The sequence below is a fragment of the Sagittula sp. P11 genome, assembly GCF_002814095.1.
GTDB lineage: Bacteria > Pseudomonadota > Alphaproteobacteria > Rhodobacterales > Rhodobacteraceae > Sagittula.
The window spans coordinates 2,754,965-2,769,067 of the sequence record NZ_CP021913.1; the positions used below are offsets into that span (position 1 = coordinate 2,754,965).

A 14,103-nucleotide genomic window follows, 5' to 3' on the forward strand; every position below is an offset into this window, starting at 1 on the left:
CCGCCCGGTGCAGGGTGGCGCCGAAAGGAGCACCCATGACCGCCCAGCCGCCTGCCACGTCCTACGAATCCCGCCTGCGCCGGGTGATCCGGCACATCGCCGACCACCCCGACGGCGACCTCTCGCTCGATGCGCTCTGCGAGGTGGCGGGCATGTCGCGCTTCCACTTCGCGCGGGTCTTCCACGCCATGACCGGCGAGACCGCGGCACAGGCCGTCCGCCGGTTGCGGCTGCACCGCGCCGCCTTCGACCTGACGCGCGGCACCGACCCCGTGGACCGGATCGCCGCCCGCAGCGGCTACGACAATGCCGACAGTTTCGTGCGAGCGTTCAAGGCGCTTTACGGCATGACGCCCACTGCCTTCCGCCAGGCCGGGCGCAGCACCGCCGAAGCGATGACCTTCACGACCGTCCCCACCGGAGTCACCGACATGACCGACACCTACCCGACCGAACTGCGCGTCTGCCCGGCGCTGCGCCTTGCCGCGCTGGAGCATCGCGGCCCCTACCACGAGATCGGGCGGAGCTTTTCCGACCTTGCCACCCTCTTCGCCACGCGGGGGCTGTTCCCGCAGGCGCGCGCGCTTGTCGGGATCTACCACGACAGCCCGGAGGACACGCCGCAGGCGGAACTGCGCAGCACCGCCGGGATGGACGTGGCCGAGGGGTTCGAGATGCCCGACGACCTGACCCGGGTGGATGTCCCGGGCGGCGAGCACCTGGTGCTGACGATGCGCGGGCCCTACACCGGGCTGCCCGCCGCCTGGGGCGATCTCTACGGCACGGCGCTGCCTGCCTCGGGACGTCTGCCCGCCGACCGGCCGCCGTACGAGTATTACCTCAACAATCCCATGGACACGGCGCCGGAGGATCTGCTGACCGAGATCCGCGTGCCTTTGGCCTGAGCGCCGGGCGCGCCCGCAAAGGTCTCAGCCGAAGAGCACCGGCACCATGGCGGCGACCAGCAGCACCGCCATGGTCACGTTGAACCATCGCAGGCGCGCCGGGTCGGCCAGCCAGCGGCGGATGCCGGTGCCGAAGCTGGTCCAGACGAAGCCCGACACCATGCCCAGCGTCAGGAAGACCGCCGCCACGAACAGCACCCCGGCCACGTCCCGGCCCGGCGCATAAAGCGTGATCGCCCCTAGCGCCATGCTCCAGCCCTTGGGGTTGACCCACTGGAAGGCCGCCGCCTGCGCGAAGGTCATGGGGCGGGCCTCTGCCTCCGCATCCCGGACCTCTCCGGCGTTGGCGATCTTCCACGCAAGATACAGCAGGTAGACCACGGCCAGCGTCTTCAGCACCGTGTAGGCGGGCGGCCAGAGATCGAAGAGCCGCATCGCCCCCAGGCCCACCGGCACGATCATCAGCGGGAACCCCAGCACCACGCCCGACAGGTGCGGCAGCGTCCGGCGGATGCCGAAGTTGGCGCCCGAGGCGACCAGCATCAGGTTGTTCGGCCCCGGTGTGAACAAGGAGGCGGCGGCAAAGCCCGCGAGGGCGGGGAGGATGTCGAAGGTCATGGCGGGGCGCTTCCGGGTCGTGCGGCTTTGGCGCAACTCTGACGCAATCGCCGCGCCATGAAATTGCGAAATGCCGCGCGGAACGTGTTATCACGCAATCCATGACCGAACTTGACCACATCGACCGCAGGATATTGCGCGAGCTTCAGGCCGATGGCCGCCTGTCCAACCTCATGCTGGCGGAACGGGTGGGGCTGTCGCCCTCTGCCTGCCTGCGCCGCACCCAGGCGCTGGAGAAGGCGGGCGTGATCGCGGGCTATCGCGCCGTGCTCGATCCCGGCAAGACGGGGACGGGGTTCGTGGCCTACCTCTCGGTCGGGCTGAACCAGCACACCAAGGCCTCGCAGGAGGCGTTCGAGCGCGCGATGACCGCCGCCCCGCAGGTGGTCGAATGCCACAACATCACCGGCGCGGTGGAGTATCTCCTGCGGGTCGAGGTCGCGGACCTGACCGCCTACAAGCATTTCCACACGGAGATCCTCGGCGCGCTGCCACAGGTGGACCGGCTGACGACCTACGTGGTGATGGGCTCGCCCAAGGACATGCGGGCTTGAGGACTGGCGGGCCTGAGGACCGGCGGGCGTAAGGACGGGCGCACCTGACCGCCGTCAGACCGTGATCCCCAGCGTCGCAAGCCGGTCCTTCAGGCCAAAGCTGTCCTCCGCCTCGCCCGCGACGACCGCGCGATGCGCCTTCACCCCGAACTGGATCGGGCCGCCCCAGGCGGGCGACACGAAGCCCGGCATCGGCTTGCGGGCCTTCAGGCGGCGCAGCATCGCGGCGTTGAACCCGTCGCAGCCGTCCTGCGCGGCCTGTCGCTGGGCCTCGGGCCGCAGGTCCAGAAGCGCGCCCGACACGTAGGCCGTCATCACCGCCTGGAAGGCCTGTGGCGTGTCCACGTCCAGTGCCGCCATGCAGTCGCCGAAGGTCCGCCCGCCGTCCCCGGCCACCTGCTTCAGCCCGGCCAGCACGTCATCGGGCAAACCGCGCTTCAGCTGATCGCCGACCGAGGGATGCGTGCCCATGTCGAGCGCCTCGTCCCAGGCCACCACCTTAAGGTCGCGCATCGCGGCCACCATGGCCGGGCCGGGCATCCGCATCGCGCCGCGGTGGAACAGGTCGTTGCGGAAGGTCCGGCGCAGCAGCAGGTCGCGCGCCGTCTCGGCCCAGCCGCCCTCCACCGCCTTCTTCAGGAAGTCCATCTCGGCGGCGTCGAGGTAGAGCGCGTCCATGTGCTCCACCAGCACCGCCGGTCCGGCAAAGGCCATCTTCGCCCGCTCCAGTGGCCGGCCGAGGTCCTCCATCCACTGCCCGGTGCCGAAGGAACTGGCGATCTCATGCGCAAGGAAATGGTCCGGCGCCTCGCTCAGCTTGTTCCACAGAAGCCGCATCTGCGGATAGCCGTCGCCCACCATGTCGACCCAGGCCTGCGTGGCGGCCCGCGCCGCGCCGTAGCGCGCGTCCGCCGACCGCGCCAGCGGGGCCGAGCGGAAGATCTTGCGGATCGGCGCGGCCGAGCACCAGCCCGCCGCGGCGTTGTAGCCGAAATAGGCCACCGACCCCGGCGCCATCCACGTGCCCAGCACATCGACGATCTCCTCCCGAACGTCCGGCGGGACCCAGGCCCAGACGCCGTGCGCTGCGGCGAAATCGTATTTTTCGGCGGGCGGGTCGGCGGCCATCTCCGCAAAGCTGCCTTCCCGCACCTCGATGTTGGTCAGGCCGATCTCGTCGATCAGCCGGTTCGCCATGACGATGTGTTCGGGCATGAAGTCGTAGCCGGTGAACTCCGCCCAGGGGTAGGCGGCGGCCAGCGCGATCAGCGTCATTGCCGACCCGCAGCCCAGCTCGAGGAAGCGGAACGGCTTGCCCGGATCGGGGCAGCGGAGCCCGCCGAAGTGCATCGCCTGCGCCCACCGCCACGGCGTGATCTCCACCTGTATGGCGTCGATGTAGGCGCTGTCGGTCGGGTATCCCTGAGACCAGTCGGACATCACGCCACCCCCAGCACGCGCAGCCGCCGCGCAAGGTCCGGGCCGGGCTCGCCCTCGGCCAGGGCGGCGCGGTGCGCCTCCTCCTGCATCTGGATCGGGCTGCCGATCACCGGCGACACGAGGCCCGGCGCGGACTCTCCGCGCTGCAATCGCCGCAGCATCGCCATGTTGAAGCTGTCGCAGCCGTCCTCCGCCGCCGCGATCTGATCGGCCGGACGCCGGTCCAGCAGCTTGCCGGAGGCAAAGGCCAGCATCGCGATCTGGAAGGTCTGCGCCGGGTTGTCGCCCAGCATGTCCGCGCAGTCGCCCAGCGTCGCCCCCTCTGCCGCGCGGGCGTGCAGCGCGGCGACAAGGTTGTCCTGCAGGTGATGCTTCAGCCGCCGGTAAATGCCCAGATGCGTGGTCAGCCGGATCTCCAGGTCCCAGGGCACGACCTCCAGCGCGCGCATCCGCGCCACCATCTCCGACGCGCCGAGGAAGGGCGCGCCCCGGTGGAACAGGTCCTTGCGGAAGAAGCGGCCATGCAGCATGTCGCGCGCCGCCTCGCCCCAGCCGTCCGCCACGGCTTGCCGCAGCATCTCCAGCCGCGGCTCGTCGAGGAAGGGACCGTCCATGTTCTCGGCCAGCACGGCGGGGCCGCCATAGGTCATCTTGGCATCGGCAAGGGGGGCGGCCACCTCCTCCATCCAGACGCCGGTGCCGTGAGGGTTGCCCAGCTCGTGCGCCAGGAAATGGTCGTCGCGGTCGGCCATGGTCGCCCAGTGCGCCCGGACGCCCGGGTTGGCATCGCCCATCAGAGTCAGCCAGTGCGACACGGCCTCCCGCGCGGGGCCATAGGGATTGCCCGGCGCGCCCTTCGGCGCCTCGGCAAAGATCTTGCGGATCGGTTCGGACGCGGCCCAGCCCGCCGCGGTGTTGTAACCCACGTAGAACACCGCGCCCGGCGCCATCCACCGCCCCATGACCGCAACGATGTCGCGGCGGAACGCCTCCGGCACCCACGTCCAGACGCCATGCGTGCAGGCAAAGTCGTATTTCTCTGCGGGGGGCTCCAGCGCCATCTCGGCAAAGCTGCCCTCCCGCACCTCCACGTTGGTCAGCCCGGTCTCCGCGATCAGCGCGTTGGCCTGCATCACGCATTCGGGCATGAAGTCGTAGCCTGTGAACTCCGCCCACGGATAGGCGGCGGCCAGCGCGATCAGCGTCGTCGCCGACCCGCAGCCCAGTTCGAGGAAGCGGAAGGGCTTGCCCGGGTCCGGCGCGTCGCGCCCGGCAAAGGCCAGCGACTGGTGCCAGCGCCAGGGCGAGATCGCGGGCTGGATGGCGTCGACGTAGACGGAGTCGGTCGGGTAGCCAGCGGACCAGTCAGACATGCGTGTTCCCATCCCCGGATCAAAACTGATTTTTGTCGAATTGAGGCAAGCCTGCGAGGAAGTCGGCTGAAAGGCAAGGGCAGGGTTTCCGGACCCGCCCCGTGTGCATCGGACAGGTCGGAAGGTGGCTGAGGTCACGCGGCTGTGATCGGCAATTTGTGCTGCGGCGCGGAAATTCGCGGGATACGGGCGGTTTTGCCGGGAAAACGCCGGAAGGGCACCGTTCGATGGTTAACAACCGGCCGGTTCAGGGGGTCGAAACGGCCGGGACTCACCATAAGAAATGGTTAACGGGGCGTGGTTGACGCCCCGTTCTGTCCGTTCCGACGATGTTCAGCCGATGCGGCATCCCCCGCCGCGGGCCTGTCACATGCTGGCGATCAGGTCGGCCTGTTTCACGATGACCTCCGCCTGTTTCATCGAGGCGATGTCGATCAGCTTGCCCTTGTAGGTCGTGGCGCCTTCGCCGCGCGCGGTGGCCTCCTGCATGGCCGTCAGGATGGCGCGGGCGTCCTCCACCGCGGCGTCGGTGGGGGTGAAGACCTCGTTGGCCAGCGCGATCTGCTTGGGGTGGATGGCCCACTTGCCCACCATGCCCAGCGTGGCCGACCGCAGCGCCTGCGCGCGGAAGCCCTCGTCGTCCGAGAAGTCGCCGAACGGCCCGTCCACCGGCAGCACGCCATGGGTCCGGCAGGCGGCGACGATGGCGGCCTGCGCCCAGTGCCAGGGGTCCGACCAGTATTTCTGCCCCTCGCGGTGCATGTAGTAGTTTTCCTGCGTGCCACCGATACCTGTAGTGGCCATGCCCATGGAGGCCGCAAAATCTGCCGCGCCGAGGCTCATGGCTTCGAGCCGCGGCGAGGCGGCGGCGATCTCTTCGACATGTGCGATGCCGGCGGCGGTTTCGATGATGCACTCGAAGCGGATGGGTTTGGTGCGGCCCTTCGCCCGCTCGATGGAGGTGACGAGCGCGTCGACGGCGTAGATGTCGGACGCACAGCCCGCCTTGGGGATCATGATGCGGTCGATCCGCTCCGAGCCCTGCTCCAGCAGGTCGACGACATCGCGGTACCAGAACGGCGTGTCCAGCCCGTTGATCCGCACCGAGAGGGTCTTCTTGCCCCAGTCGATGTCGTGCGTGGCGGCGATGGTCTGCGCGCGGGCCTTGTCCTTGTCCCCGGGGGCAACGGAATCTTCAAGGTCGATGTTTATGACGTCCGCAGCAGAGGCCGCCATCTTCTCGAACAGCGACTCGCGCGACCCCGGCCCGAAAAGCTGGCAGCGATTCGGAACGGCGGGCGCAATCGGCTGAAGTCGGAACGACATGGGGAGGGCTCCTTCGGTTGGGTAAGGAAATTGCGTGAGCTTCGCGTGACGGGTTATTAAATTACCGTATGCTGCGCAAGCAAAATGCGTGTGCCGCGGTATGCAGACGTTCGCCCGTTGCGAGATTCTTCGCCAAACTGCCGGTTTTTTCGCTGATTCTTGCCAGAAACCCGGTTTGACCCATGTAATCGCAAGCCTGTTGCGGCGGATTGCGATCATGATCCCCGCAAGACCGATTTGCGGAGACTATCATGATTCAGACACCTTATCTTCTTTTCCTCGGCGACGCGCCGGACCCGCTGGCTGCCAAGGTGGCCCAGGGGATTCGCGACTGGCGGCCGGAGAACTGTGTCGGACAGTTCCGCATGGAAGGCTGCAAGGCCGACATGAAACTGCCGGACATGACGCTGGAAGAGGCAAAGGCCGCGGGTGCGAAGACGCTGGTGATCGGCGTGGCGAACCGGGGCGGCAAGATCTCGGCCGCGTGGAAGAAGGTGCTGGTGCAGGCGCTGGAAGAGGGCTTCGACCTCGCCTCCGGCCTGCACAACCTGCTGCGCAACGAGGCCGACCTTAAGGCGGTGGCCGAGGCGACCGGCCGCACCCTGCACGACGTGCGCGTGCCGGTGGTGGAGTACCCGATCGCCGACGGCACGAAGCGCAAGGGCAAGCGCGTGCTGGCCGTGGGCACCGACTGCTCCGTCGGCAAGATGTACACCGCGCTGGCGCTGGACAAGTCGATGCGCGAGGCGGGCATGAAGAGCACCTTCCGCGCCACCGGCCAGACCGGCATCCTGATCACCGGCGGCGGCGTGCCGCTGGACGCGGTGATCGCCGACTTCATGGCAGGCTCGATCGAATGGCTGACGCCGGACAACGACGAGGACCACTGGGACGTGATCGAGGGGCAGGGCAGCCTGTTCCACGTCTCCTTCTCGGGGGTGACGCTGGCGCTGATCCACGGCGGCCAGCCCGACGCGCTGATCCTCTGCCACGAGCCGACCCGCACGCACATGCGCGGCCTGCCGGGCTATGCGCTGCCGACGCTGGAACAGGTGCGTGACGCGGCGCTGTCGATGGCGCACGTGGCCAACCCGGACTGCAAGGTGGTGGGCGTGTCGATCAACACCCAGCACATGGGCGAAGAGGAGGCCGCGCGCTACTGCGAGGAGACCGAGGCGCGCCTGGGCCTGCCCACGGTGGACCCGTTCCGCCACGGCGCCGACCGTCTGGCGCAGGCCCTGGCGGCGGTCTGACCCTCGGACGGCGGGTGGGCCGGCCTTCGGCCGGACGCTCTTCCTTCGGAAATCGCCCCACCCACCGTCCCTTCAAGGTCTTCCGTCCCGGCGCCGGACTGGTGTCCCGGACGGAGACGAGTATTTTCAAAGCGAAGAAACGGGGGAGTGCCCATGATCGAGGTCAGGCGCGACGTCTTCCGCCTTGCGGAAGCCTTTACCATCAGCCGCGGATCGCGGACGGAAGCGCAGGTGCTGACGGTTTCGGTCAGCCGGGACGGGATCACCGGGTGGGGCGAATGTGTGCCCTACGCCCGCTACGACGAGACGCTGGACAGCGTGGCCGCGCAGATCGCCGGTCTGCCGGAGGGTATTTCGCGGGCCGACCTTCAGGAGGCGCTGGAGGCCGGGGCGGCGCGGAACGCTGTGGACTGTGCCCTGTGGGACCTCGAGGCGAAGCAGGCGGGCAAGCGGGCCTGGGAACTGGCCGGACTTGCGGCGCCGCGGCCCGAGATCACCGCCTACACGCTGTCGCTGGATGCGCCGGAGCGGATGGAGGCCTCGGCCCGCAAGCACGCGCACCGGCCGCTTCTGAAGATCAAGCTGGGGACGCCCGACGACATGCCGCGGCTCGAGGCCGTGCGGCGCGGTGCGCCGGGGGCCCGGATCATCGTCGACGCCAACGAGGGCTGGAGCGCGGAGGTGTATTCGGACCTTGCGCCGCACCTGGTGCGTCTTGGTGTGGCGCTGGTGGAGCAGCCGCTGCCGGCCGGTCAGGACGAGGCGCTGATCGGGCTGGAGCGCCCCGTGCCGCTGTGTGCCGACGAGAGCTGCCATGACAGGGCGTCGCTGCCGGCGCTGAAGGGCAAGTACGACGTGGTCAACATCAAGCTCGACAAGACCGGCGGGCTGACCGAGGCGCTGGCGCTGCGGGACGCGGCGCTGGCCGGCGGCTACGGGATCATGGTCGGTTGCATGGTCGGATCGTCCCTGGCGATGGCGCCTGCCGTGCTGGTGGCGCAGGGGGCGGATGTGGTCGACCTCGACGGGCCGCTGCTGCTGGCCGAGGACCGCGATCCGCCGCTGACCTACGATGAGGCCGGTGTGCACCCGTCCGATGCGGCCCTCTGGGGCTGACATGAGCCGCGAGGGACACTGGCCGGCTGTTCGGGGCAGGCTTTGCACGCTGAGTCACGGCGCGGTGCGTGAGTCCAGCAAGGTGTGGCCATGACCGGCCCCCTCCGGGACATGAGGTGGGAGGTGCTGGAAACCTGCCTCCTGTCGGACAACTGGGCGCGGCTCACGACGTCCCGGCTGCGGGTGACGATGAGCGACGGCACAGTGCAGGAGCAGTGGCGCGAGGCCTACGACCGTGGGGACGGTGCCTGCATCCTGCCCTTCGATCCCGAGCGCGGCCACGTCCTGCTGGGTCGCCAGTTCCGCTGGCCCGCGGCCTATAACGGCGACGATCCCTTTCTCGTGGAGGCGGCCGCCGGGCTGCTGGACGACGACGCGCCGGAGGACCGCATCCGTGCCGAGGCGCAGGAGGAGCTGGGACTGGCGCTCGACACGCCCCGTTTTCTCTTCTCGCTCTACATGTCGCCGGGATCGGTGACGGAGCGGCTACATTTCTTCACCGCCACCTATGGCGCCGCCGATGCGCAGGCGCGCCTGGGCGGGCTCCGGGACGAGGGTGAGGAAATCGAAATAATGGATATCCCCCTGAAGGAGGCCTTGACCATGGTCGAAGATGGCACCATCCGGGATGCGAAAACCGTGATCCTGCTGCAATACGCGGCGCTGCACCTGATGCCGGAGGACTGACCCATGACCCGCACCGTCTACGTGAACGGAGAGTTCCTGCCGGAGACCGAAGCCAAGGTCTCCATCTTCGACCGGGCCTTCCTGATGGCCGACGGCGTGTACGAGGTGACCTCCGTGCTCGACGGCAAGCTGATCGATTTCGACGGCCACGCGGTGCGGCTCGAGCGGTCGCTGAACGAGCTGGACATGCGCTCTCCGGTGACGAAGGAGCAGCTCCTGGAAATCCACCGCGAGCTGGTGGAGATGAACGGGATCGAGGAGGGGCTGGTGTACCTCCAGATCACCCGCGGCGCGCCGGGCGACCGGGACTTCGTCTTCCCCGATCCGGAGACGACGGAGCCGACCATCGTGCTGTTCACCCAGAACAAGCCGGGGCTTGCGGACAGCCCGGCGGCGAAGAAAGGGATGAAGATCATCTCGATCGAGGATCAGCGCTGGGGCCGCCGCGACATCAAGACGGTACAACTGCTCTACCCGTCCATGGGCAAGATGATGGCGAAGAAGGCCGGGGCGGACGACGCGTGGATGGTGATGGACGGCTACGTGACCGAGGGCACCTCGAACAACGCCTATTACATCAAGGGCAACACCATCGTGACCCGCGCGCTGAGCAACGACATCCTGCACGGGATTACCCGCGCGGCGGTGCTGCGCTTTGCGGCAGAGGCGCAGATGCAGGTCGAGGAGCGCAACTTCACCATCGAGGAGGCGCAGAAGGCGGACGAGGCATTCATCACCTCGGCGTCGGCCTTCGTGATGCCGGTGGTGGAGATCGACGGTGTTCCGCTGGGCGACGGCCGGCCCGGTCCGAAAGCCACGCGCCTGCGGGAGATCTACCTGGAGGAAAGCCGCAAGGTCGCGGTCTGATCACCCTTTGGCATAGGCCGCTGCGTGGCGCCCGGCCCAGAGGCCGGTGGCCAGGCAGGCGGTCAGGAGGTAGCCGCCGGTCGGCGCTTCCCAGTCCAGCATCTCCCCGGCGCAGAACGTGCCGGGGATTTTTCGTATCATCAGCCCGGCGTCGAGCGCGTCGAACTTCACGCCGCCGGCGGTGGAGATCGCCTCGTCCATGGGGCGCAGCCCGGCGTGGCGGATCGGAAGCGCCTTTGCCAGCGACGCCAGCGCCTGTGGGTTGTCCGGCAGGGGGCGCGCCATTTCCATCAGCAATCCGAGTGCCGCGGGCGGCAGGCGGAGCGCCTTGCGCAGGGCATTCGACAGACTCTGCTTGCCGCGCGGGCGGGACAGCCGTTGCGTCACCGCCTCGGCGGTCACGTCCGGCAGCAGGTCCACGGTCAGCGGGTGCCCGTCACGCAGCGCCGGGGTCAGCGGGTAGAGGCCGCCACCTTCCAGCCCTCGGCGGGAGATGACGGCCTCGCCGCGGTTTTCCAGCGGGCCAGCGCGGAAAATGACGTTCTTCAGCGGCGCGCCGAAGTGGCGGTCCATGTGGTTCGACCAATCGACCTGAAGTCCTGCGTTCGACGGGGCGAAGGGGGCGATGTCCATGCCCTCGGCCCGCAGGACGTCGGCCCAGGCGCCGTCCGATCCGAGCCGCGCCCAGCTGGCGCCGCCGAGGGCGAGAACCGTGGCTGCGGGGCGCAGCGTGTGCGTGCCGTCGGGCGTGTCGAAGCGGGGTGCGCCGCCCTCCCAGCCCTTCCAGCGCCAGCGGGTGTGGCGGACCAGCCCCATGCCGTCGAGCCGCGCCAGCCAAGCCCGGAGCAGTGGCGAGGCCTTCATGGCATTCGGAAAGAGCCGCCCGGTGGAGCCGGTGAAGCACGGCTGGCCCAACCCTTCGGCCCAGCCGCGCACCTCCTCAGGGCCGAAGGCCGTCAGCATCGGTTCCAGCAGCGGCGCGCGGTCGCCGTAGGCTTTCAGGAACGTTTCGAACGGCTCCATCTTCGTCAGGTTCAGCCCGGATTTGCCCGCCATCAGGAACTTGCGCGCGGCAGAGGGTTTGGCCTCCGCCAGCGTCACCGGCACACCGGCGGACAGCAGCGCATCGGCGGCCATCAGGCCCGCGGGGCCGCCGCCGATGACCAGCGCGAAGCGGTCCGGGGAAGGGGGCAGGGTTGTCATGACCTCTCCTTACCCGCGGCGTGCGGGGCGCGACAGGGGGCTTGCACGCTTGATCCCGGCACCCTTCCGGCCAGATGGTCCCGGTGAAAGGAGCCGCCATGGCCGATCCGATCTGTCCGCTCTGCCTGCGTCCGATCCCGTCGGAGGCAAAGCAGAGCCTTCACCACCTGGTCCCGAAGCTGAAAGGCGGCAAGGGCGGGCCGACGGTGCTGCTCCACCAGATCTGTCACTCGGAGATCCACGCCCGGTTCACCGAGCCGGAACTGGCGCGCGACCTCTCGACCGTGGGCAAGCTGCGCGCCCATCCGGACATGCAGCGTTTCCTGGACTGGGTGGCCAAGCGCCCGCCCGCATTTCACAGCCGTTCGGCCGTGGGGCGGCGAAAGCGGTGATCTTGCGCGATGCGGGGTCAGCGGCTACCCCTTCGACCGGACGGCAGCAAGGGGACGGGGCCATGCACATCTATCCCATCCGGGTCTACTACGAAGACACCGACATGGCGGGGATCGTCTATCACGCCAACTACCTCAAGTATATCGAACGGGCCCGGTCCGACTGGGTGCGCGAGCAGGGGCTCGACCAGAACGCCATGCGCGAGAAGGACGGCATCGTCTTCGTGGTCCGCCGGATCGAGGCCGACTACCTCGCCACCGCCAAGTTCGACGACCGGCTGGAGGTGCGCACCTTCGTGCGGAGCATCACCGGCGTCCGGCTCGTGATGGCGCAGGAGGTGCTGCGCGGCGAAGTCCCCGTCTTCCGGGCAGAGGTGACGGCGGTCTGCGTGACATCGGACGGCCACCCGGTGCGCCTGCCCGCGGCGCTGCGGCTCAAGGTGCACTGACGCGCGCCCCGGCTGCACGCTGGCAAGGCTAGTCCGGCAGCCGGTAACGGGAGCGGAACTCGGCCCCGCCGCCGGTGCGGCTGGTGTGGATGACGATCTTCCACGGCTCGTTGCTGCCGGGGGCGCTTTCGTGCAGCACGACGCGCACGTATCCCAGCGCATCGGCGGCGATGTGGCCGAAGAGGTAGAGGTTCATCATGAAGCGAGACCGCGCCCCCGAAGGTCCGGGTGACAGCAGCGTCATCTGCTGGTCCGACGCCTCGGCGATCGTGACGTCCTCGTCGAGCCAGGCGATGGCGGTATCCACCTCGCGCGCCACATGCGCCATGGTGGGGCGGCCGGGTCGGGCTTTCCGGATGGCATTGGCGCCAAGCTCCGCCGCGAGGGTATAGGCGGACTCGGCCATGAAAAGTTCCGCGTCATGCCGCCCGAGGTGTGTCTCGTAGACTTCGGCGACATTGCCCAGAACGGCGCGCAAATAGCGCGTGTCGTGACCTTGCCCCTGTATTGCGGCCTGGCTGGTTTCCCTCATCGCTTCCTCCCGTGGCAAAATATGCCTCGTTACGCCAGTAATCCGAACAGGCAGACCGCGTAAACGCGATTTTCCGTGAGCGGTGGCAGGGATTCGCGCATGCGCGCCGTGCCGCGGCGCAGAATCGCCAAACCCGTGGTCAATGGCCTGTATTTCCGTTACATGTGTGGCAAATCAGAGCCCCAACAGGGCCGACAACGAAAGAGCAGGTTCATGGAAGCAGACACTCTTGCCCTCGCGCAGGGCATAGACTTCTCGTTCTGGGCATTGTTCGCACGCGCGACGCTGACCGTGAAGCTCGTGATGATCATGCTGATCGCCGCGTCGATCTGGTCGTGGGCAATCATCATCGAGAAGTTCGTCAGCTATCGGTCCGCCCGCCGCGAGGCCTCCAGGTTCGACCGCATGTTCTGGTCCGGAGAACCGCTGGACGAGCTGTTCGACCAGTTGGGGCCGGAGCCCAAGGGCCGGTCCGAACGCGTGTTTGCCGCCGGCATGATCGAATGGCGCCGCTCGCACCGCGAGGACGGCGCGCTCATCGCCAACGCGCAAAGCCGGATCGACCGCTCCATGGACGTGGCCATCCAGAAGGAGGCGGACGAGCTGCAGCGCGGGCTGCCTGTGCTGGCAACGGTCGGCTCCACCTCGCCGTTCATCGGCCTGTTCGGTACGGTCTTCGGGATCATGCACGCCTTCGTCCAGATCGCCGAGACGCAGAACACCTCGCTCGTCGTGGTCGCGCCGGGCATCGCCGAGGCGCTGCTGGCCACCGGCCTCGGCCTTCTGGCGGCCATCCCGGCGGTCATCTTCTACAACAAGTTCTCGGCGGACGCGGACCGCATCGTCGGCAACTACGAAGCCTTCGCGGACGAATTCTCCACCATCCTCTCGCGCCAGCTGGATTCCTGATCCATGGGCGCAGGTGTCATGAAATCCGGGGGCGGTGGCGGCAAGCGGCGGAGACGCGGGCGCCGCAAGTCCGCGCCCATGGCAGAGATCAACGTCACGCCCTTTGTCGACGTCATGCTCGTGCTGCTCATCATCTTCATGGTCGCGGCGCCGCTCCTGACGGTCGGCGTGCCTGTGGAGCTGCCCAAGACCGCCGCCCAGGCGCTGCCGCAGGACACGGAGGAGCCGCTGACGGTGACGCTCGCCTCTGACGGCACGGTGCTGATCCAGGCGACCGAAGTGCCGCGGGACGATCTCGTGAACCGCCTGCGCGCCATTGCGGCGGAACGGTCTGATGACCGCGTCTACCTGCGCGCCGACGGAACAGTCCCCTATGAAAGCGTGGCCCAGATCATGGGTGCGCTCAACGCCGGTGGCTTCTCGTCCATCGGGCTGGTCACGGACGTGGGTGGTCCGGGGCTCGACGGACAGGACTGAGG

At 68.4% G+C, this 14,103-nt stretch carries 16 protein-coding genes; 10 read left to right on the forward strand and 6 right to left on the reverse strand.

Annotated features, from left to right (window positions below; translation table 11 throughout):
* Positions 1-35 precede the first annotated feature (35 nt).
* A complete protein-coding gene (locus CDO87_RS13315) occupies positions 36-905 on the forward strand; it encodes a GyrI-like domain-containing protein (protein WP_100929220.1) in 870 nt (289 codons plus the stop codon).
* A 24-nt stretch (positions 906-929) separates the two neighbouring features.
* On the opposite strand, the gene CDO87_RS13320 is transcribed toward CDO87_RS13315, so the two are convergent.
* Positions 930-1,523, reverse strand: a complete 594-nt coding sequence (locus CDO87_RS13320) for a LysE family translocator (RefSeq protein ID WP_100929221.1) — start codon at positions 1,521-1,523, stop codon at positions 930-932.
* A 101-nt stretch (positions 1,524-1,624) separates the two neighbouring features.
* Here CDO87_RS13320 and CDO87_RS13325 point away from each other — a divergent pair, with 101 nt between their 5' ends.
* Complete coding sequence (locus CDO87_RS13325) at positions 1,625-2,077, forward strand: Lrp/AsnC family transcriptional regulator (protein WP_100929222.1); 453 nt, start codon at positions 1,625-1,627, stop codon at positions 2,075-2,077.
* A gap of 54 nt (positions 2,078-2,131) precedes the next feature.
* Here CDO87_RS13325 and CDO87_RS13330 read toward each other — a convergent pair whose 3' ends face one another.
* From CDO87_RS13330 to CDO87_RS13340, 3 genes are all read right to left on the reverse strand, one after another.
* On the reverse strand, positions 2,132-3,517 hold the full coding sequence (locus CDO87_RS13330) for a class I SAM-dependent methyltransferase (RefSeq protein ID WP_100929223.1): 1,386 nt from the start codon (positions 3,515-3,517) through the stop codon (positions 2,132-2,134).
* The gene (locus CDO87_RS13335) at positions 3,517-4,890 is read right to left on the reverse strand and encodes a class I SAM-dependent methyltransferase (RefSeq protein WP_254698114.1); all 1,374 of its coding nucleotides are present in this window, start codon (positions 4,888-4,890) and stop codon (positions 3,517-3,519) included. Before CDO87_RS13335 ends, CDO87_RS13330 begins: the two co-directional genes overlap by 1 nt.
* 366 nt (positions 4,891-5,256) lie before the next feature.
* Positions 5,257-6,216: an L-malyl-CoA/beta-methylmalyl-CoA lyase gene (locus tag CDO87_RS13340; protein ID WP_100929225.1), complete on the reverse strand. Its 960-nt coding sequence runs from the start codon at positions 6,214-6,216 to the stop codon at positions 5,257-5,259.
* A gap of 251 nt (positions 6,217-6,467) precedes the next feature.
* Between CDO87_RS13340 and dgcN the strand changes: the two genes are divergently transcribed.
* From dgcN to CDO87_RS13360, 4 genes are all read left to right on the forward strand, one after another.
* Complete coding sequence (dgcN, locus tag CDO87_RS13345; RefSeq protein WP_100929226.1) at positions 6,468-7,469, forward strand: N-acetyltransferase DgcN; 1,002 nt, start codon at positions 6,468-6,470, stop codon at positions 7,467-7,469.
* 153 nt (positions 7,470-7,622) lie between these two features.
* Positions 7,623-8,585 (forward strand): N-acetyl-D-Glu racemase DgcA, encoded by a 963-nt coding sequence (gene dgcA, locus CDO87_RS13350; RefSeq protein ID WP_100929227.1) that lies wholly within the window; start codon positions 7,623-7,625, stop codon positions 8,583-8,585.
* A gap of 90 nt (positions 8,586-8,675) precedes the next feature.
* Positions 8,676-9,272, forward strand: coding sequence for an NUDIX domain-containing protein (locus CDO87_RS13355; protein ID WP_254698115.1), 597 nt, complete (start codon positions 8,676-8,678; stop codon positions 9,270-9,272).
* Positions 9,273-9,275: 3 nt separating this feature from the next.
* Positions 9,276-10,139 (forward strand): D-amino-acid transaminase, encoded by an 864-nt coding sequence (locus CDO87_RS13360; RefSeq protein WP_100929229.1) that lies wholly within the window; start codon positions 9,276-9,278, stop codon positions 10,137-10,139.
* Here the strand turns inward: CDO87_RS13360 and CDO87_RS13365 are convergent, their stop codons facing one another.
* The gene (locus CDO87_RS13365) at positions 10,140-11,342 is read right to left on the reverse strand and encodes a TIGR03862 family flavoprotein (RefSeq protein ID WP_100929230.1); all 1,203 of its coding nucleotides are present in this window, start codon (positions 11,340-11,342) and stop codon (positions 10,140-10,142) included.
* Between the two features lie 98 nt (positions 11,343-11,440).
* Between CDO87_RS13365 and CDO87_RS13370 the strand changes: the two genes are divergently transcribed.
* Both CDO87_RS13370 and ybgC read left to right on the forward strand, forming a co-directional pair.
* On the forward strand, positions 11,441-11,734 hold the full coding sequence (locus tag CDO87_RS13370; protein WP_100929231.1) for an HNH endonuclease: 294 nt from the start codon (positions 11,441-11,443) through the stop codon (positions 11,732-11,734).
* A gap of 62 nt (positions 11,735-11,796) precedes the next feature.
* Positions 11,797-12,183, forward strand: a complete 387-nt coding sequence (gene ybgC, locus CDO87_RS13375; RefSeq protein WP_100929232.1) for a tol-pal system-associated acyl-CoA thioesterase — start codon at positions 11,797-11,799, stop codon at positions 12,181-12,183.
* A 28-nt stretch (positions 12,184-12,211) separates the two neighbouring features.
* On the opposite strand, the gene CDO87_RS13380 is transcribed toward ybgC, so the two are convergent.
* Positions 12,212-12,715, reverse strand: coding sequence for a hypothetical protein (locus CDO87_RS13380; protein ID WP_100929233.1), 504 nt, complete (start codon positions 12,713-12,715; stop codon positions 12,212-12,214).
* A 213-nt stretch (positions 12,716-12,928) separates the two neighbouring features.
* Here CDO87_RS13380 and tolQ point away from each other — a divergent pair, with 213 nt between their 5' ends.
* Entirely contained in the window at positions 12,929-13,624 is a 696-nt protein-coding gene (tolQ, locus tag CDO87_RS13385; RefSeq protein ID WP_100929234.1) for a protein TolQ, read from the forward strand.
* Positions 13,625-13,627: 3 nt separating this feature from the next.
* Complete coding sequence (tolR, locus tag CDO87_RS13390; protein WP_005855218.1) at positions 13,628-14,101, forward strand: protein TolR; 474 nt, start codon at positions 13,628-13,630, stop codon at positions 14,099-14,101.
* Positions 14,102-14,103 lie beyond the last annotated feature (2 nt).